The 24,781-nt window shown below is 36.9% G+C and carries 25 protein-coding genes; 22 read left to right on the top strand and 3 right to left on the bottom strand.

The window, feature by feature from the left end; genetic code table 11:
• Positions 1-102: 102 nt before the first annotated feature.
• The 4 genes from noc to B3D94_RS06535 all read left to right on the top strand — a co-directional run bounded on the left by noc (position 103) and on the right by B3D94_RS06535 (position 3,623).
• A complete protein-coding gene (gene noc, locus B3D94_RS06550; protein WP_291755872.1) occupies positions 103-1,002 on the top strand; it encodes a nucleoid occlusion protein in 900 nt (299 codons plus the stop codon).
• 224 nt (positions 1,003-1,226) lie between these two features.
• Positions 1,227-1,988, top strand: coding sequence for a ParA family protein (locus B3D94_RS06545; RefSeq protein ID WP_069483102.1), 762 nt, complete (start codon positions 1,227-1,229; stop codon positions 1,986-1,988).
• Positions 1,981-2,829 carry a ParB/RepB/Spo0J family partition protein gene (locus B3D94_RS06540; RefSeq protein WP_291755868.1) on the top strand — a complete coding sequence of 283 codons (849 nt, stop codon included), beginning with the start codon at positions 1,981-1,983 and terminating at the stop codon, positions 2,827-2,829. The genes B3D94_RS06545 and B3D94_RS06540 overlap by 8 nt, the downstream gene beginning before the upstream one ends.
• A gap of 77 nt (positions 2,830-2,906) precedes the next feature.
• Positions 2,907-3,623 (top strand): DUF554 domain-containing protein, encoded by a 717-nt coding sequence (locus tag B3D94_RS06535; RefSeq protein WP_069483104.1) that lies wholly within the window; start codon positions 2,907-2,909, stop codon positions 3,621-3,623.
• Here the strand turns inward: B3D94_RS06535 and yyaC are convergent.
• Positions 3,540-4,172: a spore protease YyaC gene (gene yyaC, locus B3D94_RS06530; protein ID WP_036121907.1), complete on the bottom strand. Its 633-nt coding sequence runs from the start codon at positions 4,170-4,172 to the stop codon at positions 3,540-3,542. The genes B3D94_RS06535 and yyaC overlap by 84 nt on opposite strands.
• A gap of 91 nt (positions 4,173-4,263) precedes the next feature.
• Here yyaC and B3D94_RS06525 point away from each other — a divergent pair, with 91 nt between their 5' ends.
• The 4 genes from B3D94_RS06525 (at position 4,264) to B3D94_RS06510 (ending at position 7,659) form a co-directional block, all read left to right on the top strand.
• Positions 4,264-5,136, top strand: a complete 873-nt coding sequence (locus tag B3D94_RS06525) for a mechanosensitive ion channel family protein (protein ID WP_291755864.1) — start codon at positions 4,264-4,266, stop codon at positions 5,134-5,136.
• A 1-nt stretch (position 5,137) separates the two neighbouring features.
• Positions 5,138-5,338: a DUF951 domain-containing protein gene (locus B3D94_RS06520; protein ID WP_008177961.1), complete on the top strand. Its 201-nt coding sequence runs from the start codon at positions 5,138-5,140 to the stop codon at positions 5,336-5,338.
• A 97-nt stretch (positions 5,339-5,435) separates the two neighbouring features.
• Positions 5,436-6,536 carry a redox-regulated ATPase YchF gene (ychF, locus tag B3D94_RS06515; RefSeq protein WP_069483106.1) on the top strand — a complete coding sequence of 367 codons (1,101 nt, stop codon included), beginning with the start codon at positions 5,436-5,438 and terminating at the stop codon, positions 6,534-6,536.
• A gap of 82 nt (positions 6,537-6,618) precedes the next feature.
• On the top strand, positions 6,619-7,659 hold the full coding sequence (locus tag B3D94_RS06510) for an acyl-CoA dehydrogenase (RefSeq protein ID WP_193833500.1): 1,041 nt from the start codon (positions 6,619-6,621) through the stop codon (positions 7,657-7,659).
• Positions 7,660-7,700: 41 nt separating this feature from the next.
• Here B3D94_RS06510 and B3D94_RS06505 read toward each other — a convergent pair whose 3' ends face one another.
• Positions 7,701-8,285, bottom strand: coding sequence for a DUF3267 domain-containing protein (locus B3D94_RS06505; protein ID WP_291755860.1), 585 nt, complete (start codon positions 8,283-8,285; stop codon positions 7,701-7,703).
• Positions 8,286-8,463: 178 nt separating this feature from the next.
• Here B3D94_RS06505 and rpsF point away from each other — a divergent pair, with 178 nt between their 5' ends.
• The 8 genes from rpsF to B3D94_RS06465 all read left to right on the top strand — a co-directional run bounded on the left by rpsF (position 8,464) and on the right by B3D94_RS06465 (position 16,137).
• Positions 8,464-8,751, top strand: coding sequence for a 30S ribosomal protein S6 (gene rpsF / locus B3D94_RS06500; RefSeq protein ID WP_008177955.1), 288 nt, complete (start codon positions 8,464-8,466; stop codon positions 8,749-8,751).
• A 46-nt stretch (positions 8,752-8,797) separates the two neighbouring features.
• Entirely contained in the window at positions 8,798-9,367 is a 570-nt protein-coding gene (gene ssb / locus B3D94_RS06495; protein WP_069483109.1) for a single-stranded DNA-binding protein, read from the top strand.
• Between the two features lie 38 nt (positions 9,368-9,405).
• Positions 9,406-9,642 carry a 30S ribosomal protein S18 gene (gene rpsR / locus B3D94_RS06490; protein WP_004233359.1) on the top strand — a complete coding sequence of 79 codons (237 nt, stop codon included), beginning with the start codon at positions 9,406-9,408 and terminating at the stop codon, positions 9,640-9,642.
• Between the two features lie 225 nt (positions 9,643-9,867).
• Positions 9,868-10,809 (top strand): YybS family protein, encoded by a 942-nt coding sequence (locus B3D94_RS06485; protein ID WP_291755852.1) that lies wholly within the window; start codon positions 9,868-9,870, stop codon positions 10,807-10,809.
• A gap of 13 nt (positions 10,810-10,822) precedes the next feature.
• Positions 10,823-12,793 carry a DHH family phosphoesterase gene (locus B3D94_RS06480; protein ID WP_069483111.1) on the top strand — a complete coding sequence of 657 codons (1,971 nt, stop codon included), beginning with the start codon at positions 10,823-10,825 and terminating at the stop codon, positions 12,791-12,793.
• On the top strand, positions 12,793-13,239 hold the full coding sequence (rplI, locus tag B3D94_RS06475; protein WP_008177943.1) for a 50S ribosomal protein L9: 447 nt from the start codon (positions 12,793-12,795) through the stop codon (positions 13,237-13,239). The genes B3D94_RS06480 and rplI overlap by 1 nt, the downstream gene beginning before the upstream one ends.
• Positions 13,240-13,252: 13 nt before the next feature.
• Entirely contained in the window at positions 13,253-14,614 is a 1,362-nt protein-coding gene (dnaB, locus tag B3D94_RS06470; protein ID WP_008177941.1) for a replicative DNA helicase, read from the top strand.
• 233 nt (positions 14,615-14,847) lie between these two features.
• Complete coding sequence (locus tag B3D94_RS06465; RefSeq protein WP_008177939.1) at positions 14,848-16,137, top strand: adenylosuccinate synthase; 1,290 nt, start codon at positions 14,848-14,850, stop codon at positions 16,135-16,137.
• A gap of 49 nt (positions 16,138-16,186) precedes the next feature.
• Here the strand turns inward: B3D94_RS06465 and B3D94_RS06460 are convergent, their stop codons facing one another.
• Positions 16,187-17,062: a YitT family protein gene (locus tag B3D94_RS06460; RefSeq protein ID WP_069483451.1), complete on the bottom strand. Its 876-nt coding sequence runs from the start codon at positions 17,060-17,062 to the stop codon at positions 16,187-16,189.
• A 386-nt stretch (positions 17,063-17,448) separates the two neighbouring features.
• On the opposite strand from B3D94_RS06460, the gene B3D94_RS06455 reads away from it, so the two are divergent.
• The 6 genes from B3D94_RS06455 to B3D94_RS06430 all read left to right on the top strand — a co-directional run bounded on the left by B3D94_RS06455 (position 17,449) and on the right by B3D94_RS06430 (position 24,628).
• Entirely contained in the window at positions 17,449-18,909 is a 1,461-nt protein-coding gene (locus tag B3D94_RS06455; protein WP_069483112.1) for a M23 family metallopeptidase, read from the top strand.
• Between the two features lie 213 nt (positions 18,910-19,122).
• The gene (gene yycF / locus B3D94_RS06450) at positions 19,123-19,836 is read left to right on the top strand and encodes a response regulator YycF (RefSeq protein WP_291755838.1); all 714 of its coding nucleotides are present in this window, start codon (positions 19,123-19,125) and stop codon (positions 19,834-19,836) included.
• Positions 19,837-19,841: 5 nt separating this feature from the next.
• A complete protein-coding gene (gene walK / locus B3D94_RS06445; RefSeq protein ID WP_025115722.1) occupies positions 19,842-21,707 on the top strand; it encodes a cell wall metabolism sensor histidine kinase WalK in 1,866 nt (621 codons plus the stop codon).
• The gene (locus B3D94_RS06440) at positions 21,704-23,029 is read left to right on the top strand and encodes a YycH family regulatory protein (protein WP_029986985.1); all 1,326 of its coding nucleotides are present in this window, start codon (positions 21,704-21,706) and stop codon (positions 23,027-23,029) included. The genes walK and B3D94_RS06440 overlap by 4 nt, the downstream gene beginning before the upstream one ends.
• A complete protein-coding gene (locus B3D94_RS06435; protein ID WP_291755832.1) occupies positions 23,016-23,840 on the top strand; it encodes a two-component system regulatory protein YycI in 825 nt (274 codons plus the stop codon). The genes B3D94_RS06440 and B3D94_RS06435 overlap by 14 nt, the downstream gene beginning before the upstream one ends.
• Positions 23,840-24,628: an MBL fold metallo-hydrolase gene (locus tag B3D94_RS06430; protein ID WP_069483114.1), complete on the top strand. Its 789-nt coding sequence runs from the start codon at positions 23,840-23,842 to the stop codon at positions 24,626-24,628. Before B3D94_RS06435 ends, B3D94_RS06430 begins: the two co-directional genes overlap by 1 nt.
• Positions 24,629-24,781 lie beyond the last annotated feature (153 nt).

Raw genomic sequence — 24,781 nt, 5'->3', positions numbered from 1 at the left:
CACGTAAAAGTCATCTATGAACTATATACATTTGAGGAAATATAATAAATAATAATAGAATGAGACAGAGCAAGATAGTTACTTAAAGGTGGTGCCACTTGGATGAAAAGTCCTTTTTCACGTTTTTTTGGAGGCGGAAGTAAAACAGAGCCTATTGTGAAAAATGAAGTAGAACAAGCAGAGGCGGTTCAAACAGCAGAAGAAGTCATAAAATTGCCTATTGATCAAATTGTACCTAACCGTTTTCAGCCACGTACTATTTTTGATGATGAAAAAATTGAAGAATTATCAAGAACCATTCATACGCATGGTGTAATTCAGCCAATTGTTGTACGTAAAACATCAGAAAATCAATATGAAATCATTGCCGGTGAGCGTCGTTATCGTGCTATGAAAAAGCTACAATGGACAGAGGTTCCTGCTATTGTACGAAATTTAACCGATAAGGAGACAGCTTCTATTGCGTTAATAGAGAACTTACAGCGTGAGGAATTAACTGCAATTGAAGAAGCGGTAGCCTATCAAAAATTGTTGGAGTTACATGAGCTCACACAAGAAGCTCTTGCCCAAAGACTTGGAAAAGGACAATCCACTGTAGCCAATAAATTACGTTTATTAAGGCTTCCAGATGAAGTACAACAAGCCATTTTACAGCGCAAGATCTCTGAACGACATGCACGTGCATTAATTGCTATTAAAGATCAACCGTTACAACTAGAAATTTTACAACAAACGGTTGATAATGATTGGAATGTTCGCCAGTTAGAGGAACGGATTCAAGCCATCTTGCATCCGGTAACAGACGAGCAAGATGAGTCGGTACCGAAGAAAGCAAGGCCGAAGCGCAAAGCCATTAGTAAGGATGTGCGTATAGCCTTAAATACTATTAAGCAATCATTAACGATGGTAACGAAAAGTGGTATTACGGTAAAAACGGAAGAAGAAGATACAGAAGAATATTATCAAATTACGGTGAAGATACCTAAAAAGAAAAAGGTATAATAAATTATCTCGGAATAATAATTTATTAACTTTTCCTTCACCGTAAAGAGGAGATATCTCAGAAAGTTGAATGAGGTGTCTCCTTTTTTGTATATATTCTTAATATTTTATACAACTTCTAACTGTTTTTTTGATAGAATGAAAGTTAGATAGCGGGTTAAATAATTGATTTTACAAATGATTTGTCAAAGTAAACGTTGATAAATGAAAGCAGGTGCTTTTAAATGGGTAGAATTATAGCAATCGCCAATCAAAAGGGTGGCGTAGGAAAAACAACAACTTCAGTCAATTTGAGCGCTTGCCTAGCCTATTTAGGTAAGAAAGTGCTACTTATTGATACTGATCCGCAAGGGAATACAACAAGTGGCCTCGGTATTAATAAAGGAGACATACAAAGTTGTATTTATGATGTCCTCATTGATGATGAAGATGTTGAAAATGTCATTCAAAAAACAAATGTAGATAATTTATCAATTGTGCCAGCCACAATTTCGCTTGCAGGCGCTGAAATTGAATTGGTGTCGACTATTTCAAGGGAAGTGCGTTTGAAACATGCATTACAAAATATAAAAGAAGATTTCGATTATATAATTATTGACTGTCCACCATCTTTAGGACTTTTAACGATTAATGCTTTAACAGCTTCAGATGCATTGATTATTCCTGTACAATGCGAATATTACGCATTGGAAGGTCTAAGCCAATTGTTATCTACTGTTCGTCTTGTGCAAAAGCATTTGAACCAACAGTTATATATTGATGGTGTTTTACTAACAATGCTAGATGCACGAACGAACCTTGGCTTACAAGTTATAGATGAAGTGAAAAAATATTTCCAAGATAAAGTATATAAAACGATAATTCCTCGTAATGTGCGTTTAAGTGAAGCACCTAGCCATGGGCAACCAATCATCACTTATGACGCAAGATCTAGAGGTGCAGAAGTTTATTTGGAGATGGCGAGGGAAGTGATTAAAAATGGCTAAAGGTTTAGGAAAGGGCATTGGTGCACTATTTCCAGGAGAGTCTTTAGAACAGAGTGGGCAAGTGGAAGAAATTCAATTAGATTTAATTGTTGCGAACCCATTTCAGCCTCGTAAAATTTTTGATGAAGATGCATTGCAAGAATTAGCAGATTCGATTAATGAGCATGGCATTTTGCAACCAATTGCTGTACGGAAAAAGGGTCGTAAATTTGAAATCGTTGCAGGGGAACGTCGTTATCGAGCATGTTTACTAGCAGGTTTAGATGTTATTCCTGTAATTATTAAAGAATTATCAGATGCACAAATGATGGAGTTAGCTATTCTTGAGAACCTTCAGCGCGAAGATTTAACAGTCATTGAAGAAGCAGAGGCCTATCAAAGCTTAATGGAAAACTTGCATTTAACACAGGAAGAGCTATCAAAGCGTTTAGGGAAAAGTAGACCACATATAGCTAACCATGTTCGCCTCCTTGCTTTGCCAGAAGATGTCCGAAAGCTTATGAATGATGGCACACTATCAATGGGACAAGGCAGGGCATTACTCGGCTTAAAAAATAAAAGACGAATCTCTGAAGTAGCAATGAAGGTAATGAAACAAGGTTTAAATGTCCGCCAAGTTGAAATGTTAGTACAATCCTTAAATGAGGAAGTTTCACGTGAAACAATTCCACCCAAGAAAAAAGATATATTTGTGGCGGCGAAAGAATCCCAATTAAGAGATTATTTTGGAACAAATGTTCAAATTAGAAAGAACAATAATAAAGGGAAAATCGAAATAGAATTTTACTCTGAAGATGATTTAGAGCGCATTTTAGAAATCCTAAATGTACAAGAAGAATAAATGATATTTATATAATTTAATCAGAGCGCCAAGCAAACAGGCGCTCTCTATTTTTTAGAGAGAAGGAAGGCAAAAGGGTGGTAATACTAGGGGCATTGATTAATGCTGTGCTAATTATAGCGGGTGCATTAGTGGGGCGAATTTTCAAAAATATTCCTGAATCTATGAAGTCTACTGTCCTATCCATAATTGGTTTAGCAGTCGCATTATTAGGGATAAAAATGGGATTTGAAAGTGATAATTTTATTATCTTAATCGTAAGTTTAGTGGTGGGTACTGTAGTAGGTGAGTGGTTAGATTTAGATAAGCAAATGAATCGCCTTGGCAAATGGGTAGAGTCATTATTTCGTACAAAACGAAATAATCAAAATCAAATTAGCATTGCAGAAGGGTTTGTCACAGCTTCTTTAATTTTTGTTGTTGGCTCCATGGCTGTTATTGGTGCACTTGATAGCGGTCTTCGTAATGATCATAATGTATTGATTACAAAAGGATTAATAGATGGTTTTACGTCCATTATTCTAGCATCCACATTAGGTATAGGTGTATTGCTTTCGGCGATACCTGTTTTTATTTATCAAGGATTAATTGCAGTTTTTGCAGGGGTCATTAGTTCTTTTGTACCGGATGCTGCGTTACAAATGTATATTACTGAAATGACAGCCGTTGGCGGCGTTATGATTATGGCAATAGGGTTAAATATAGCTGGTTTAACTAAGATCAAGGCTGCTAACTTGCTGCCAGGTATCATCATTGTTGGTATTATGGTTGCTTTCTTCTACATTTTTCAATGAATAACGGTGGGCAGCCAGTAATAATGCTCTTGAAAGCTTTTCAGCCATAGCATAAGAAATATGAAGCCTTGTATTTTGTAAAACAAGCATTTCCATAAAACCTCCAATATTGACGATTCCTTTAATGGAAATGTCACCGATTGGGGGTAATTCTTTTTTTACAGCCTTCCCAGGAAAAATAGGACCGCTTTGAACGGAAATATGACCGACATTTTGCTCACTACCAAGACAGGCATCAATCGCAATAATGAATGGTTTTGTAGTATGATTGTGTAGCTGTTGGATAGTAGAGTCTAGATTTAGAGCATGTAGCGGATCTTCTAAAGAACCGACAATTTCATAGGGGAAGCTAACTGACTTATTTAAAAAGCTACCCGTTAACGGTCCAAGCGTATCACCTGTACATCGATCGCTGCCAATGCAGCAAAAAATTAGTCGTTCATGATGAAACGGTATATATTCTAAAAATAATGTACTTAATTGCCAAACAGCATTTTTACTTTCGTGATGAAGGGAATAAGGCAGTAACAAATTTGGTATAGTATTCATAAAAAAACTCACTTTCTTTTTATTTTTAGAAGTGCTCAATTTTTATGCAGTATACGCAAATTTTTAGCAAGTTATTCAAGAGGTGGAAACGATGGAATGGAATAAGAAATTAATGGAGAGATACTGGGAAAAGCTCACATCTGACAAACTTTGGGAAAATATGATTGATACTTCCATTGAGATTGTGCTAATTTTACTAGCATCATGGATAGCTGTAAGAATGGGTAAAAAATTGATTAAAAAATTATTTTTAATCCGAATGCGTTCTCCATTAAATCATTCAGAACGACGTCAACGTACGATTTCGAGATTATTACAAAGTGTAATTTCCTATGTTGTTTATTTCTCTGCAATCATTGCCATTTTATCTTCTTTAAATATAAAGGTAGCAGGTCTTTTAGCAGGGGCAGGGATTGTAGGTTTAGCCATTGGTTTTGGTGCCCAAAGTTTAGTGAAGGATGTTATCACTGGCTTCTTTATTATTTTTGAAGATCAGTTTGGTGTAGGGGATTATATAAAAATTAATGGAGCAGAAGGTACCGTTGTAGAAATTGGTCTACGTACTACGAAAATTAATGGGGGGACTGGAGAGCAATTTATCATTCCTAATGGTGCAATTGGTGAGGTCGTCAATTACTCTGTTAACAACTCCAAAATTTTTATAGATTTACAAATGACCGCGGATGCTGACTTTGAAAAAGCTGAGACGGTTATTAATCAGTATTTAGAATCTTTACCAGAAAAACATAAAGAATTAATAGCCGCACCGGTGTTTTTAGGTGTACAAAATGTCAAAGGTACAGAGGTTACAATCCGTATTGCTGCTGAAACATTACCACAGCAACAATATGGAGTTGCTCGTAGTATACGCCGAGATGTGACAAAACTGTTTGAAGAGCATCGTATACCAATGGCTCATCCAAAAATGATGTTCTATGACAAAGGTGAGGGGAGAAGTGAGTAAGGTGGAAGAAAAGAAATATGGTTTAAATGATATTGTTGAAATGAAAAAGCAACATCCTTGTGGTACGAACAAATGGAAGATTATTCGTATGGGTGCCGATGTTCGAATTAAGTGTGAAGGTTGCCAACATAGCGTAATGATTCCACGTCGAGAATTTGAGAAAAAAATGAAGAAGGTTTTACTTTCTGCTAGTGAGGCCTAACTTCAGGCGTATTAGACTTTTTGTAAGTGAATCAATATAATAGAAAAGGTTATATGAGAGAAAATTTGAACTGATTATAGAAAGGTTGTGTCCATCCATGGCATTAACAGCTGGAATCGTTGGTTTACCTAACGTTGGAAAATCAACATTATTTAACGCAATTACAAAAGCGGGCGCATTGGCTGCAAACTATCCATTCGCAACGATTGATCCGAACGTCGGTATCGTTGAAGTACCAGATGCACGTTTAGATAAATTAACAGAATTAGTTGTACCTAAAAAAACAGTACCAACAGCATTTGAATTCACAGATATTGCAGGGATTGTAAAAGGTGCTTCCAAAGGTGAAGGTCTAGGGAATAAATTTTTAGCGCATATCCGTGAAGTAGATGCAATTTGCCAAGTTGTACGTTGTTTTGTAGATGAAAATATTACACACGTATCAGGTGCGGTGGATCCAATTGATGATATCGAGGTTATTAACTTAGAGCTAGCACTAGCCGATTTAGAATCAGTAGATAAACGGATCCAACGTGTTAGCAAAATGGCAAAACAAAAAGACAAAGAAGCCATGATTGAAGAGCCAGTACTTCTAAAAATTAAAGAGCAATTAGAGAATGGTAAGCCAGCGCGTGCTGCTGAGCTTTCAGATGATGAACTAAAGGTCATTAAAGGTCTTCATTTGTTAACAATTAAACCAATGCTATATGTTGCTAACGTTTCAGAAGATGAAGTAGCTGATGCTGACAATAATGAATATGTCAAAAAGGTACGTGAATATGCATCAGCTGAAGGTGCTCAAGTCATTACAATTTGTGCAAAAATCGAGGAAGAAATCTCAGAGCTAGACGATGAGGAAAAGGCTATGTTCTTAGAAGAACTAGGAATTAAAGAGTCTGGTTTAGATCAGCTAATCCGTACTTCTTATGACTTATTAGGCTTAGCTACGTATTTCACTGCCGGTGTACAAGAAGTTCGTGCATGGACGTTCCGCAAAGGGATGAAGGCACCACAATGTGCAGGGATCATCCATACAGACTTTGAACGAGGCTTCATTCGTGCTGAAACAGTTGCTTATAATGACCTATTAGAGGCAGGTTCTCAAGCAGCGGCTAAGGAAGCTGGTAAGGTACGTCTTGAGGGTAAAGAGTATGAAGTTCAAGATGGCGATATTATGTTATTCCGCTTTAATGTATAAGACGAACAGAGGGCAATCTTAATGATTGCCTTTTTTCAATCATTAAATTATCTGAATTTTTAGTGTGTGGGAGTGACATCAAATGAACGTAATGGAAATAAAAGAACGTGGCCAAGAGTTTGAGCAGTTAGGAAGATTACCCCAGGATGTCTTAGAGTTTATGTATGAACAGAAATTGTTCAAATTGTTCACTGCAAATGAACTAGGAGGTAAGAATCTAGATTTAGTAGAGGGAATAAAAGTGTTTCAACAAATAGCTGCCCTCGATGGTAATGTAGGTTGGCTTGTGACAATCGGGACTGGAGGTAATGCGTTTATTCCAGCATTTAGCCAAGAAAGATGCGAAAAAATCTTTACCCCTAAAAATGCAGTTATCGCAGGTAGTGGCTATCCAACGGGTGTAGCTGTAAAAGCAGAAGATGGTTATGTGGTAACAGGGCAATGGAAATATTGTAGTGGTGCGGACTATGCTACAACCTTTACAATGAATTGTTTACTAGAGCAAGATGGCGTGATAACAGAAAAAATCATTAGTTGCTCCTTAGACCGTCAAGATGTTGAAGTTTTAAATGATTGGCACGCAATGGGCTTGAAGGCAACAGCAAGTCATACTATTCGTGTGAACAATGTAAGGATACCTGAGGAAGCTACTTTCCAAATAGGTACGATTAGAAATAACTATGGGAATGCTGTACATACCTTTCCATTTACAACCTTTGCAGAGGCTTCATTTTTAAGCGTTTGTCTAGGGATAACTGAAAATTTTTTAGAAGAAGCATTTATTTTAATAAAGCAACGAAATCATGATGCTCATCGAGCTGAGCGTATGGGAGCTTTACAATTTTTATTCATGCAGCAGCAAAAGTATTTTAAACAATTTGAGAAGCAGTTCTATACAACCTTGTCGGAATATTGGCAAAAGCATCAAAGAGATGAATCATTGACAGAGGAAGAACTAACACAATTTACAAAAATGAGTAAAGAAATTGCCGCTGCTTGTATAGAGATTGCCAATAAATTAATACGTAATCTTGGCATGGATGCTATTACAGAGACTGCCCCAATAAATCGCATTTGGAGGAATTTGTATACAGCTGCACAGCATGGCTTTTTAACTCCTTAAGAGTTATGACTAGACTCTGTCATTATTACTGATGACAGAGTCTAATTTTCATATGTATCTTGCCTTGGTAAACGGTCATCTTCTATATAAACATAAAGCTTCGGTAATTTAGGATCATCTTGCACTAAGGCGTTATTAGGATATTTTCGTAACTCCTTATACATGGCAAAGTCACCTACTGCACCTGCCATTAAAAAGGCTCCTACCAGTATTAAAATGGTATTATTAAAATAAAACCCTGCAATAGTAGGAAGAACGCCAGTCGTCCAAAATGGCAGCAATAATGCCCGTTTCATGGCATGGTTACATAGAGGCTTTGTAGTAGTTGCATAGGCAACACCTAGCTCTAAGTTTATGCCATATTGTAAAGACTTCAAAGGTACTTTCCCAAAGAGCATAAAGCCAATTAAATGAAAAGCTTCATGCAAAATAATGAAAACTACATACAGAATAACAAACAGTATTGTACCACCAAGGATAGGCCAAAAAGAAAAGTGAAAATCTTTAAAGCAAATATATTGAATGGCTATAAATAATATGACAAGACCACATGTGATCACAATATTGTCGATCATTAATTTTTTTATATTTATTTCAATAACAATAGGTTCTTTATTCGGTAGCACGAAAGTTCTCCTTTCACGAATTAAACAGGTTACGCTCATTATATAAAATGAATTGTAAGTTTGCGACTTGAAAGAAAAGTACCTATATGTTACAATTCATTGATGTGAGTAATAATTTATTACTTGCTCCTTGCTCCCTTAATATAGGAGAGCCTAGTCCATAAGGAGGTGTAAACAGATGAGAAAATACGAATTAATGTACATCGTACGTCCGAACATTGAAGACGAAGCGAAGAAAGCTCTAGTTGAACGTTTCAACGAAGCTTTAACTTCTAACGGTGCAGAAGTCATCGAATCAAAAGAGTGGGGCAAACGCCGCTTAGCTTATGAAATTCAAGACTTCCGCGAAGGTTACTACCAAATCGTAAAAGTAAACGCTACTTCAGATGCAATCAACGAGTATACACGTCTAGCTAACATCAGCGAAGACATCATTCGTCACATTGCAGTTCGCCAAGAAGCTTAATATTGAATAATTTTTAACAAAACGCTGAAAAGGAGGTTGCATTCTGATGATAAACCGTGTCGTATTAGTTGGAAGACTAACAAAAGATCCTGAGCTACGTTACACACCAAATGGAATTGCGTCTACAAGATTTACAGTTGCTGTGAATCGTGCATTCTCAAATCAACAAGGTGAACGTGAAGCTGATTTCATTAACTGTGTTGCATGGCGAAAACAGGCTGAAAACCTAGCGAACTTCATGCGAAAAGGAAGTTTAATTGGGGTAGAAGGTCGTATCCAGACAGGCAGTTATGAAGGACAAGACGGTAAGCGAGTGTATACAACAGACGTTGTGGCGGATAGCGTACAGTTTTTAGAACCACGTAATGGTAGCGGTGCTCCTGCTCCTCAATACGGTGGTGGACAAACTTACGGTAATAACCAACAGTCATATGGCGGTAGTCAACCACAACAGCAGTTTGGTGGCGCTATGCCAGGACAGGGTTCCTATGGCGGCGATGCTTATCAGCAAAATCAACCACCTATGAATCAGCCAAACTATACACGTGTAGATGAGGATCCATTTGCTAATAGCAAAGGACCGATAGAAGTATCTGAGGATGATCTTCCATTCTAATGCTTCTACATTAAAAAAAGATAAGGAGGAGACACACTATGGCACCACGTCGCGGAGGCCGCAAACGCCGTAAAGTTTGCTACTTCACTTCAAACAATATTACGCACATCGACTACAAAGATGTAGATTTATTAAAAAAATTCATCTCTGAGCGCGGTAAAATTTTACCACGTCGCGTAACTGGCACAAGTGCAAAGTACCAACGTAAATTAACTTCAGCTATTAAAGTATCTCGTATCATGGGATTACTTCCATTCGTAGCAGAAGACAAATAAGATTGATGACGTTAAGGTATTGACCTTACATCAATTTTGAATACCAGCATATTACGATATTCGTATCGGATATGCTGGTTTTTTTTTATCAAAAAATGAAGTAGACATTTTTTAGATAAAATTCATAAGAAAGCATATAGTGATCTAAGCGATTTTTGTTCAATACTATGAAAAAATGGTACAATAAAGGGTAGTAAGTTTGACTGAAAAAAAGGAAGGTTTTCAATGCCGAATAATCAAACAAAAGCGCTTGTCCAAGGCTCAATGGTGGTTGCAATTTTTACAGTATTAATGCTGATTTCCGCATATGTACCATTCGTTTTTATAGTAGCTTTAATATTCGCTCCACTACCGATTGCTTGGTATAGTGCAAATTACAAACGTTCCTCATCAATACTCGTAGCAATAGTAGGCTGTATTTTAACTAGTATAGCGAGTGGACTATCGATGTTACCATTTGCCTTTGTTTTGGGGTTACTGGGTGTCGTAATGGGTAACGCTATTTATCAGAAGAAGAGTAAAATTTATTTATTTATGTCAACGGGGATTGCCAATCTAATCTCGATGGCGCTTGTTTATGTCGCCTATGTAAGATTTGCAGGAATTGACTTCATCAGCATGAGCTTAGAGTTGGCTCGCAAAAATTATGAGCAATCAAATGAATTTGCGAAAAACGTTACAGGGCAAGTGGCGATAAAGCCAGAACAGCTAGAGGCTATGTTTAACACGATTGAGCTGACAATGCCTGCAACAATAACAATATCAGCATTTTTTGCTGCATTTATTATCATAGCGCTAAATTTGCCAGCTTTAAAACGACTTGGTGTGGATGTTCCAAAGTTTGCACCATTCCAAAATATGCGCTTACCACGCTCTATTTTATGGTACTACATGATCGTTTTATGCATTAATTTATTTATGCGTCCAGAGGCTGGTTCTACACTAGATATAATCGTATTGAATGTTTCTTATATTTTATGGGTGTTACTCATTCTACAAGGGATATCATTTATCCATTATTTCATTTCTAGAAAAGGGATGCCAAACGGGGTTAAATGGGTAGCTACTTTGTTAGCGATTCCATTATCATCCTTCATGATCTTACTAGGTATCGTTGATTTAGGTTTTGACGTACGTTCACTTGTAAAGGGGAAGACTAAAGAATAAGGGGATGATTGTAATGGGGACTTTTAGAAAACGACCAATTCGCTATCCGCTTTTTGTTCTTTCCATTTTTGGAATTGTGACGTTCGTACTTCTATGTATTTGGAATATCGGGATAGGTATCGGTTATGGAATAGGTTTTGCTTTACTGATGGTCTACACATGGAAAGTGGAAAAGATTGCTTTTGAAGAAACTGAAAAGCATATAGAATCCATATCATTCCGCATGAAAAAAGTAGGGGAAGAAGCATTGCTTGAAATGCCAATTGGGATACTGTTGGTGAACGAGCAATATGAAATAGAATGGTCGAATCCATATATGCAAGGTATTTTAAATATGGAATCATTAGTCGGAGAAGGAATTGTTAATATTTCTGATGATATCTACGTACTAATGAAGACTGAAGAAACAAATGAGGCTACAATTACATTACGCGATCGTAAATATCGAGTTTATTATAAAAAAGAGGAACGATTACTATACTTCTTTGATATTACTGAGCAGATTGCTATTGAGAAGCAATACTTTGCAGATCGTACAGTTATCGCTATTTTATTTGTTGATAATTACGATGAAATCACGCAGGCCATGGATGACCAACCACGTAGTTTAACGAATACGATGGTTACTTCAATCGTCAATGAATGGGCTGCAGAGCACGGTGTGTTTGTAAAACGAATATCATCAGATCGTTTTTTAGCAGTATTAAATGAATCGATTTTAACAGAGCTTGAAAAGAAAAAATTTGCTATTTTAGATGTTATCCGAGAGAAAACAGCGCAAAAGAATTTATCTTTAACATTAAGTATTGGTGTAGGAGCGGGTTCGTCCTCCCTAGTAGAGCTTGGTGAATTGGCACAATCAAGTCTTGATCTTGTATTAGGACGTGGTGGTGACCAAGTTGCAATCAAGCAACCTACAGGAAAGCTAAAATTCTATGGCGGGAAAACCAATCCAGTTGAAAAACGCACACGTGTTAGAGCGCGCGTTATCTCACATGCATTACGAGATTTAATCCAGGATAGTGATCAAGTGTTTGTTATGGGACATAAAAGTCCTGATATGGATTCGATTGGTGCGTCTGTAGGTGTTCGGAAAATGGCACAAATGAATGATGTGAAGGGCTATGTCATCATAAATTTTGATGAATTAAATGGTAGTGTTACACGTTTAATGAATGAAATAGAGAGTAAATCAGATTTCTATGAAAACTTCCTAACACCAGAGGAAGCTGCAGGGAAAATGACTGAAAAATCTTTGCTTGTTATTGTGGATACACATAAACCTAATTTAGTTATTGATTCACACCTATTAAAACTAGCTGAAAAGGTTGTTGTCATCGACCATCATCGAAGAAGTGAGGATTTTATTGAAAATCCAACACTTGTTTATATGGAACCGTATGCCTCATCAACTGCTGAGCTTGTAACTGAGTTATTAGAATATCAGCCGAAGCGTGCAAAGATTAATATGCTAGAGGCTACTGCACTACTAGCGGGTATTATTGTCGATACGAAGAGCTTTACACTTCGAACGGGAGCACGTACGTTTGAAGCTGCCTCGTATCTACGGACGAATGGTGCGGATACAGTATTAGTGCAACGTCTTTTAAAAGAAGATGTAGACACCTATATTGAACGATCAAAAATAGTGCAAACGGTTAAATTCGTAAAGCCAGGAATTGCTGTGGCTGTTGGTGAGGAATCGAAAGTGTATGACTCTGTCTTAATTGCACAAACAGCCGATATTTTACTAACTATGAAGGATGTTGGTGCATCCTTTGTTATTGCACATCGGGCAGATGGAAAAATAGGAATTAGTGCCCGATCACTAGGCGAAGTCAATGTCCAGCTTATTATGGAAAGACTTGGAGGTGGTGGTCATTTAACGAACGCCGCCTGTCAAATAGAAGCCAAAACCATTGATAACGTGAAAAAACAATTAGAAGAGGCCATAGAAGAGGTCTTTGAAGGGAGTTCTGACTAATGAAAGTAGTATTTTTAAAAGACGTTAAAGGAAAAGGAAAAAAAGGTGAAATTAAAAACGTAGCAGATGGTTACGCACAAAATTTCTTAATTAAAAATGGTTATGCAGCAGAAGCAAACGCTCAAGCACTAAGTCAATTAGATGGTCAGAAAAAATTAGAAGCAAAAAATGCTGCAGCTGAATTAGCAGAAGCACAAGCGTTAAAAGAAAAAGTAGAAACATTAACAGTTGAGCTAAAAGCAAAGTCTGGTGAAGGCGGTCGTCTATTTGGTTCAGTGTCTACCAAGCAAATTGCTGATGCCTTACAAAAAGTGCATGGCATTAAAATTGATAAACGTAAAATGACTTTAAATGATGGAATTCGTGCACTAGGCTTTACAAATGTTCCTGTAAAACTACATCATGAAGTAACAGCTACATTAAAAGTACATGTAACGGAAGAATAAGGAGCGACGATCCATGAACGAACCGATGATGGACCGCGTTCCACCGCATAACCGGGAGGCGGAGCAATCGGTTATCGGTGCAATTTTCCTTGAGCCACAATCATTAATCACAGCATCCGAAATTTTATTGGCAGATGATTTTTATTTAAACGCCCATAAGAAGATTTTTGAAACAATGTTACGGTTAAGCGATCAAGGAAAAGCGATAGATGTTGTTACAGTTACAGAAGAATTATCAGCTAAAAAAGAGATTGAAGACGTTGGCGGGCTATCCTATTTACTAGAGCTCGCCAATGCTGTCCCTACAGCTGCCAACGTCGCTCATTATGCCAAAATCGTTGAGGAAAAGGCACTATTACGTCGATTGATTCGTGTCGCTACTAAAATTGTTGAGGATGGTTACACACGCGAAGACGAAGTAGAGGCATTACTAGGCGAAGCAGAGAAAAAAATGATGGAGGTTGCCAATCGGAAGAATGCAGGGGACTTTAAGCATGTGAAAGACGTGCTAGTGGAAACCTTCGATAACATTGAGCAACTTCAATCACAAAAGGGAGATGTAACGGGGATACCGACAGGCTTCCGTGATTTGGATAACATTACTGCTGGCTTCCAACGCAATGATTTAATTATTGTAGCTGCCCGACCATCTGTAGGTAAAACTGCCTTTGCATTGAATGTTGCGCAAAGTGTTGCCGTACAGGCACGAGAGAATGTTGCAATCTTCTCTTTAGAGATGGGTGCAGAGCAACTTGTCATGCGTATGCTATGTGCAGAAGGAAATATTGATGCACAAGTTTTACGTACAGGTGCTTTAACTACGGAAGATTGGGGTAAACTAACTATGGCAATGGGAAGTTTATCGAATTCAGGGATTTTTATTGATGATACACCGGGTGTACGTATTAATGAGATTCGTGCAAAATGTCGACGTTTAGCACAAGAAAATGGGCTTGGAATGATTCTTATTGATTATTTACAGCTTATTCAAGGTAGTGGGAAACCAGGCGAGAACCGTCAGCAAGAGGTATCAGAGATTTCACGATCGCTAAAAGGACTAGCACGTGAATTAAAGGTCCCTGTTATTGCCTTATCGCAGCTATCTCGTGGAGTAGAGCAACGACAAGATAAACGTCCGATGATGAGTGACTTACGTGAATCGGGGAGTATTGAGCAGGATGCTGATATTGTAGCCTTTTTATACCGCGATGACTATTACGATAAAGAGTCTGAAAGTAAAAATATGATCGAAATTATTATTGCAAAGCAACGTAATGGTCCAACCGGGACAGTTACACTTGCCTTTAAAAAAGAGTTCAATAAATTCATTAATGTAGATTGGTCACAAATGCCACCGCCACCATCACGTGATTAATCATGTGCGTCATTCAGATAAATTGCCTCTACAAATTAACCTTAGACTGAATTAATCTGAATGTTCGATAATATTCATACCATTCTGTTATTAAACACGAACGTTGAATCAGATTTTTTGATTTTATGTTCGTGTTTTTTCACTATTTTTTATTGACGAGGTGTTTCTATCATTGTTACAATGATTGAGGCTAAAAAATTGAGATACACAGGTATCTAACGGAGGTGCTGATTATGACATCAGTAGTAGTTGTAGGAACACAGTGGGGAGACGAAGGAAAAGGTAAAATTACAGATTTCCTTTCGCAAAAAGCCGATGCAATCGCTCGTTTTGCAGGTGGAGACAATGCAGGACATACCATTAAAATAGATGGTGAAACATATAAACTACATTTAATTCCATCAGGTATCTTCTATAAAGAAAAAACTTCAGTTATTGGTAATGGATTAGTTGTCAATCCAAAATCAATAGTAACAGAACTAAAAGGCTTACAAGAGCGTGGCATTAATACAGATAATTTACGTATTTCTAATCGTGCACATGTTATTCTGCCTTATCATATAAAACAAGATATTGCGGATGAAGAAAGCCGCGGTGATAATAAAATCGGGACAACTTGTAAAGGGATCGGACCATGCTATCAAGATAAAGTAGCTCGTATTGGTATCCGTATGGCTGATTTACTTGATAAGGATATTTTTGAAGAGAAACTACGTCATAATTTAGCCATTAAAAATAAATTATTCGAGAAATTCTATGAAGTAGAAGGTGTTACTTTCGAAGAGATTTTTGAGGAATACTATGGTTATGGCCAAGAAATCGCAAAATATGTGACAGATACTTCTAAAATTTTGAATGATGTACTTGATGAAGGTGGTAAAGTATTATTTGAAGGCGCTCAAGGTATTTTGCTTGATGTCGATCAAGGTACGTATCCATATGTTACATCTTCAAATCCTGTTGCAGGTGGTGTAGCGATTGGTGCTGGTGTTGGTCCTTCACTTGTAACAAGCGTTATTGGGGTATCTAAAGCTTATACATCTCGTGTAGGTGATGGTCCATTCCCTACAGAATTATTTGATGAAGTAGGTCAGCAAATTCGTGAAGTTGGTCGTGAATATGGTACAACAACAGGCCGTCCACGTCGTGTAGGTTGGTTCGATACGGTAGTTGTCCGTCACTCACGTCGTGTAAGTGGTATTACACATCTGGCACTTAACTCAATTGATGTTTTATCTGGTTTAGAGACAGTAAAAATCTGTACAGCCTATAACTATAAAGGTGAAACAATTACAGAGTATCCAGCAAACCTTCATATTATTGAACAATGTGAACCGATCTATGAAGAACTTCCAGGCTGGTCTGAGGACGTAACAGCATGCCGTACTTTAGAAGAGCTACCTGAAAATGCACGACGCTATGTAGAGCGTGTTAGTGAATTAACAGGTATTCAAATTGCTACTTTCTCAGTTGGTCCTGCTCGTGAGCAAACAAACGTTTTAGTAGATGTGTGGGAAGCCTAATAAAATAAATACAATAAAAAGGGCGTGCCATAGATGGTACGCCCTTTTCTTAGTGAATATCTTTCTTCTTGAAACGACCACCTTTTACCTCTGCTATATTACCAATGGCTAAAAATGCATTGTCATCGATATCCGCAACAATGGTTTTCAGCTTCGACTCTTCTAAGCGAGTAATAACAGTAAAGATGACCTTTTTATCATTTCCTGTATAAGCCCCTTCACCATGAAGGAAAGTGACACCACGGCCAAGTCGATCCATAATGGTTTGTCCAATTTCATCAATAGCATCACTTATGATATAAACTGATTTTGATTCTTCCAACCCTTGAATTACAATATCAATCATTTTATAAGCAATATAGTATGCAATGATGGAGTACATAGCTTGTTCCCAGTTAAAAACAAATCCTGCCACTGCAAAAATAATAATGTTGAAGAACATAATTATTTCACCAACTGAAAAAGGAGTCTTACTATTAAATAAAATAGCCAATATTTCAGTTCCGTCCAAAGAACCTCCATAACGAATGACAATACCGACACCAACTCCTAAAATCATCCCACCAAAAACTGTGGCCAATAATGTATCTTCCGTAAATGGATGTAGGTTATGTAAGGCAAGTGTTGCAGTAGAGAGTACAGTAATACCTAGCCCAGTAGACAGCGCAAAGGTTTTACCAATTTGTTTGTAGCCTAAAAAAATAAAAGGTAAGTTTAAAATGAAGATGAAAATACCAAGGGGTAAATTTAATAAATGAGATGTAATAATGGAAACACCTACGATGCCTCCATCCATAATGTGGTTGGGTACTAAAAATAACTCTAAGCCCAAAGCCATAATGATTGCACCTAACGATACCATAATAATCCTTAGAAATGTTTTGCGCATGTTACTTTTCTGATGCCGCAACAATTTTGCTGCCATATCAGAGGTCTGTGAATCACTCAATTTAATCGCTCCAATCCATAATGTGCCTTCTTTTATATTTTATCGGAATATTAAAAAAGTAAAAAGTATTATGCCTAAATTCACTTGAAAAAAATAATAGAATACTATACCAATGGCTAAGTATATGATTTTTAATAAGGTAAATAGCGTTGTTGAATACCCATTTTATGAATAAAAATACAGTATTTATCAACTATATAAAATATATTCTATGTAACAATTAGTAGATAAATAATACATTTACATTACAAAAGAGTGAAATCATTCAAACGCTATTTTCTTTATGATACATTATAAGGGTGCAAAAATTCCTTGTGGGTAAATCATCCTATCACAAGGGAAAGTTGGAAGGGGCTTTATTGATGAATTCGTTTTGGAATAAAAAAGAAGAAAACAATAGATTCACCTACAATTTTTCTTCTTTTAAAAAGGTTTCGATCATTGCAGTTTTAATGACGAGCCTAACGATAAATATGGGTTTTGCTAAAGAACATACGAAAGAAAATTTAAATAAAATATACCATGTCTATGTGGGAAATGACTATATTGGTGCAGTATCTGACGAGAATGCTATTCAAGAAGTTATTGCTTCAAAAGAAAAAGAAGCGAGTCAGCAATTCAAAGAGTTATCTATGGATGCTAGCTCATCTGTCAAAATAATCCCAGAACAAGTTTTTACAAATGAAACAAAAGATGCAGATACATTATCAAAACTTAAGCAATCTTTAGTAGCGAAATCGGATGCTTTTACAATACTAGTAAATCATAAGCCAGTCGTATCATTAAAAAATACAGAAGCCTATGAAAAAACGGTTCAACTGTTGAAGCTACAATATATTTCTCAGCCAGAGTTAGATAAATTAGCACAAAACCAATCTACAAATAATGTACCAGAATTACAAGCTGGAGAATCACGACTTTTAGATATTTCATTTAAACAGGATGTTTCAGGAATATCACAAAAAGTTACACCAACTCAAATCTTAACACCTGAGCAAGCCGTAAACTATTTAATGACAGGATACCTTGAACAAGATAGCTATAAAATTGAATCAGGTGATGTATTAGGTTCTGTCGCTAAAAAGCATAATTTAACTACAAGTGAGTTGCTAGCTTTAAACCCTGAAGTAACAGTTGATACTGTTTTACAAGTTGGACAGGAATTGAATGTAACGGTGGCAAAGCCATTTGTAAATCTTGAGGTTAAAAAGAAAAAGAAAGTAGCAGATGTGATTCCATTCAAAAAAGTAGTGGAAGAAGATCCTACTATGTATAAAGGTGAAAAGGTCATCAAGCAAGAAGGCGCTAATGGTAAAAAAGAAACAACATACGCCCTAACGTCTGAAAATGGTAAGCAAACAGCAAAAGTTGCATTAGAAGAAAAAGTTATCCAAGAGCCAGTGGACCAAATTGAAGTAGTTGGGACAAAGGTAATCTCTTCACGTGGCACAGGTGAATTTTCATGGCCAGCAGTAGGAGGCTATATCTCAAGTGGTATGGGCGAACGTTGGGGTGCCTTCCACCGTGGAATCGATATTGCTCGTCCAAGTAATTACAATATTTTGGCAGCTGATAATGGTGTAGTTAGTGCAGCTGGTACATCGGGTACTTATGGTAATCGCATTGTTATTAATCACAATAATGGTTATACAACGCTTTATGGACATCTATCTTCTATTAATGTTGAAGTAGGACAAGTAGTGGAAAAGGGCTCTGTTATCGGTATTATGGGTTCTACTGGAAACTCGACAGGCACACATTTACACTTTGAAGTTGAAAAGAACGGTTCATTAGTTAATCCGCTATCATATGTAGGCCGATAAACATTTTGAATAGTAGACAGTCCAAATAGTGGGCTGTCTTTTCTATTATTTCCCGAGAAATACTTGTTGAAATATAGCCCATTATGTCAAAGTATTTAAAGTGATTGATGAACGATTAATGCAAGGAAACTGAAAGCATGATAGAGTTAAGAGTAGTGAACTTACAAATACAACATGTTTAAGAATAGATAAAAAACGAGAGGGAGAGAATGAATGAACAAAACAATTTTAGTTGTTGATGATGAAAAACCAATCGCAGATATTCTGCAATTTAATTTAATAAAAGAAGGATATAAAGTGATATGTGCGTATGATGGTGATGAGGCACTAAAGAAGGTTGATGAGGAGCAACCAGATTTAATGCTACTAGATATAATGCTACCAAAGCGCGATGGTATGGAAGTGTGTAGAGAAATACGGAAAAAATATGACTTCCCTATTATTATGCTGACGGCTAAAGGCTCTGAGATTGATAAAGTATTAGGCTTAGAAATGGGCGCAGATGATTATGTCACTAAGCCATTTAGTACACGAGAGCTTATTGCTCGTGTAAAGGCTAATATGCGACGTTTACAGGTTGCTGCACCAGCAGCAGAAGAGGAAGAAGAGGAATCAAACGAAATTGTTGTAGGATCCCTTGTTATTCAACCAGATGCTTATTTAGTAATGAAGCGTGATGAGGCTATTGAGCTTACCCATCGAGAATTTGAGCTGCTACATTATTTAGGTAAACATATTGGACAAGTAATGACACGTGAACATTTATTACAAACGGTATGGGGCTATGATTACTTTGGTGACGTTCGTACTGTTGACGTAACAATTCGTCGTTTACGTGAAAAAATCGAGGATAATCCTAGTCACCCTGCTTGGATTGTCACAAGACGTGGTGTAGGTTATTATTTACGAAATCCTGAACAGGAGTAATAGGAATGCAGAAAGTGAGCTTCTTTAAATCCATACATGTCAAACTAGTGCTGATTTATATTTTATTAATATTGCTTGCTTTACAAATTATCGGTATCTATTTTGCCCGTCAGTTAGAACAAAATTTGAAGAGCAACTTCCAAGATTCTATTTTTCAGCGAGTTGACCTGATGCAATATAGTCTTCGTGAGGAAATTTTAAAGGAACGAGACGAAAGCATGCCTAAACTAGAGGAAAGCTTGAAGTCAATCGTTATGGAGTTTTCAACTGGTTTAAGAGATGTTTCTAATGGTGATATTTTAGAAATTCGTGTCATTGATGATAGACAAAGAATACTTGCTACATCTGAGCTCGAGAATCAAAATTTAATAGGACAACGCTCTAACACGGACCTTGTGCGTCGTGCGATATCTGCTGAAACGCTCTTTGATATTATAAAACTCGATAACAAAACGAGGAATCGAGTATGGGTATTGGCGAACCCCATTCGAGCTGGTGCAGGGCCAGATGATGAAATTATCGGTGTTCTATATATTGAAGCGAATATAGAATCCGTTTTTGAACAAATGAACGAAATTAACCGTATTTTCCTTGGCGGCACAGCTATGTCGTTAGTCTTTACTATCTTTTTAGGTATTCTCGTTGCTCGAACAATAACACAACCAATTGCTGATATGCGAAAGCAGGCTCAAGCGATGGCAAAGGGCAACTATTCTCGCAAGGTAAGGGTATACGGTACAGATGAAATAGGTCAGCTTGCCGTTACCTTTAATCATTTAACCAATCGTTTGCAAGAGGCACAATCCACTACTGATGCGGAGCGGCGAAAGCTAGATTCCGTCCTTAGTAATATGACAGATGGCGTTATTGCGACAGATCGTAAGGGACGTATTATTTTAATTAATGACCCGGCTCTGGAGTTACTGCATATTTCAAGGGATATTACATTAGGTCGTCCCATTGCCTCGGTATTGGGAATTGATCAGGAATATAGCTTTGAAGATTTAATTCATATGAGTGATGCTATTAATTTAAATTTCAGTACATCAGATGCACCTTATATATTACGTGCCAATTTCTCGGTTATTCAAAAAGAGACAGGCTTTATTAATGGTCTTATTACTGTATTACACGATATAACAGAGCAGGAAAAGATAGAAATGGATCGTCGCGAGTTTGTATCGAATGTATCCCATGAATTAAGAACACCATTAACAACTATGCGTAGTTATTTAGAGGCACTGGCAGATGGGGCATGGAAGGATGAAAATATTGCTCCTACATTTTTAAATGTAACGCAAACTGAAACAGAACGTATGATTCGACTAGTCAATGATTTATTGCAATTATCACGAATGGATAGTTCAGACTATGAGTTAAACAAAGATATTGTCTTATTTAATTCATTCTTTAACCGAATTATCGATCGATTTGAAATGTCTAAGTCTGATAAAGTACAGTTTGCACGATTATTCCCTGAAACCTCCTTTTACGTAGAAATTGATACGGATAAGGTGACACAGGTCATTGATAATATCATTTCGAATGCCATCAAATATTCTCCAGACGGTGGAAATATTCGTTTTGGCTTCACAGGACAAGGTGACATGCTAAAAGTCATGATTTCAGATGATGGTATGGGGATTCCTAAAGAAAACGTAGGCCGCATTTTTGATCGCTTCTATCGTGTCGATCGGGCCCGTGCTCGTTCCATGGGAGGAACAGGCTTGGGGCTTGCTATTGCGCGGGAAATGATTGAAGCGCATGGCGGAAAGATTTGGGCAGAGAGTGAGGAAGGGCAGGGCACGACAATTTTCTTCACATTACCATACGATGCAGATGAATTTGGTGAGGCAGGTGAGTGGGAATGAAATATATAGAGCCAGTTAAATCTGTCGTTTTATTTCTACTTGTCATGCTAAGTGTGATTCTAACCTTTTTGATTTGGACTTACACACCGGATTATAAATATATTGAAAATACGGAACGGAAGGAAATTTTAATAAAGCCGCAAAAGGAAATGGAGGATATTATTCGTCCATACAAGGCTATTTTCCGTTTTGATGAGGATTTTACAGGCACAGTATCTAACAATGCCATGAAGAATTTGATGAAAACATTTAAAGGCTGGAACGTTCTAGATTTAGAGCCAGTTAACAACAATCTGTCGCCAAACTATGTGAATCAAATTATTGGGGCAGATCATCGAATGACTATTTTTTTCACTGGTGAGGTTCCATTTTCAGCCTTTAACACCATTTTTCAATTTGCTGAAAAAGAGTTACCAGAAACAACCTTCAATCGTATGATTATTGACTGGAGTAATTCAAACTCCAAAGAGTTAATGGTTTATTACATTAGTAGTAATAACCAATCATTATTCCGCTCACATGTCAGCGTGCCAAACATGAACCAATTTATACAGGAAGTCATAGAGCCTGCAAAAAAATATGGCACTTTTAAAGAAATTGAGCGAGAAAATCAGACATCTCTTTATGTAGATAACAATAAAATGGAGTCCGTAAAATTTACGTACTATATTGAAGAAATCACACCAGAATTATTTAAAAATGTGTTATTTACAGATCCAAATATAGTACGGCGCAATGTTGAAAGTGCATCCTCTGAAAAATATACGGATGGTATGTCATTAATGACATTAGATACAAATCTAAAGTCATTAAACTATGTTTATCCAGCTGCAGAAAGTAGTATTAGAATTGAGCCTTCAAAACTTCTAAAAGATAGCTTTGAATTTATTAACGAGCATGGTGGATATACTGCAGATTTCCGTTATGCTTCAACGAACACAAATAAAAATCAAATGGATTATCAATTATATTTGCAAGGTTTACCGGTCTATAGCAATCATGTCATTACCCGAATGACGACAATTTGGGGAGATAGTCGGATTTTCCATTATAAGCGTCCATACTTCTCATTAGATATGGATATTGAAGCAGAAAAGGAAATCAAAGAATTATCTTCGGGAGCAGATATTGCTGAGAGATTAAAAGTTGGGAATAATATTGCGTTAGCGGATATCGATGAAATTGTTTTAGGTTATTATTTAACACAAAATCAAGAACTAAATATATTTACATTTGAACCTTGTTGGTTTGTCATTCGTAATGGATCTTGGATTAAACTAACCCCTGAAGTTTTAGGAGGTGTTAAAAATGGATTGGAATAGAACGAAATCTATTTTTATATTCGTTTTTTTAATTCTAAACATCTTCTTATATTCACTTTATGTAAATCGCTATAATGAGGCAAAAGATATTGAAGTTCCAGGTGAAAAAACAATAGAAGCTCGTTTAAAAGATGATAATATTACGTATGGCTCATTACCAAATAATATTGAATTTGCTTCGTATATGACAGCTCAAGTGCATAAATTCACAATAGATGAATTTAGTAATAACAACCAACAAATTACATTTAGGGATAATACGAATACTAAAGTTCGTGCCATTTTCTTAAAGCCTGTTAAATTACGGAATGTGAGTGATGATGCAAGCTTTACGGACTTTGCTGTTGCAAACGTAAATGAAGGAGCATCGTATGCTTTATGGAAAGTAGATCGCGAAGAGCGCATCGCAATTTTTTTCCAGAAAACTAATAACCGGATGTTCTATTACAATGGTTCATTAAAAATTAAGTGGAATACCAACAATGAAGTAACAATGTATGAGCAAACAATGATTGATAATATTGAAGAAATGGAACAACAGGAAACTGTCATTCCTCCACTTCAAATTATTCAAACTTTATATGCAAAAGGACCGCTCAAGCCAGACTCACGTATTACGCAAATGAAGTTAGGTTACTCAACACTTGTTAAATTGACTCGTACACAGGTATTAGTGCCAACATGGGAAGTACGAGTGAAATTATCGGATGGGGAAACAGAAGAGTATTTTGTCAATGCAGTAGAAGGCAAAATCATTGAAATCCAGGAGGACAAGCAAGAGGGCGAAGAAGAAGACTGGGGAGTTGAATAATGCGATTTAGTGTTTTAGCAAGTGGCAGTACGGGGAATTCAATTTATGTAGAGAATGACGATTATGCCTTTATCGTTGATGCTGGTCTTAGTGGGAAAAAGATGGAGCAGCTATTTATAAAAATTGATCGTAATATGAAGCAGCTTAGTGGTATTTTCGTTACACACGAGCATAGTGATCATATTAAAGGGATAGGTGTACTGGCACGAAAATATAATGTACCTATTTATGCAAACGCCAAAACATGGCAGGCAATGGACGGGCTGGTTGGTGATATTTCTGTAGAGCAACGTTTTGAATTTGACATGGATACAGTGAAGCATTTTGGCTCTTTAGCCGTTGAATCTTTTGCTGTTTCGCATGATGCAGCAGATCCAATGTTCTACACGTTCCATGAAGGTAATCGCAAGCTTGTCATTATTACAGATACAGGGTATGTCAGTGATCGTATGAAGGGTATTATACGCGGAGCAGATTCCTTTGTTTTTGAGAGTAATCATGATGTTAATATGCTTCAAATGGGACGTTATCCTTGGTCCATTAAACGCCGTATTTTAAGTGATGTAGGACATGTGTCCAATGAGGATGCAGCGATTGCAATGAGTGAGGTTGTATTTGATAAGACTACCAATATCTATCTTTCGCATTTAAGTAAGGATAATAATATGAAAGAGCTGGCGCGCATGAGCGTGTCACAAACCTTACAGTCCTGTGGCATTATGGTTGGCGAGCATGTTCATCTTTTTGATACCGATGCAGAAGAGCCAACCAAATTAGTAACGGTTTAACGACTCGTTATTTAGGTAAAACTTAAAGCTGTTCGACGCATTTTAATAAATGCGTTGGGCAGCTATTTTTATGTCCATTTTATTTGTTTTTCATCTGATTTTAATGTTTGAATCGTAAGATTAGGGTAACAATTAACAAAAGCAGTATAGGAA

The organism is Lysinibacillus sp. UBA5990 (assembly GCF_002429815.1).
In the GTDB taxonomy this organism is placed as follows: Bacteria; Bacillota; Bacilli; order Bacillales_A; family Planococcaceae; genus Lysinibacillus; species Lysinibacillus fusiformis.
Note: the sequence above shows the minus strand (reverse complement) of the source record. Positions and strands in the feature narration are given on the sequence as shown.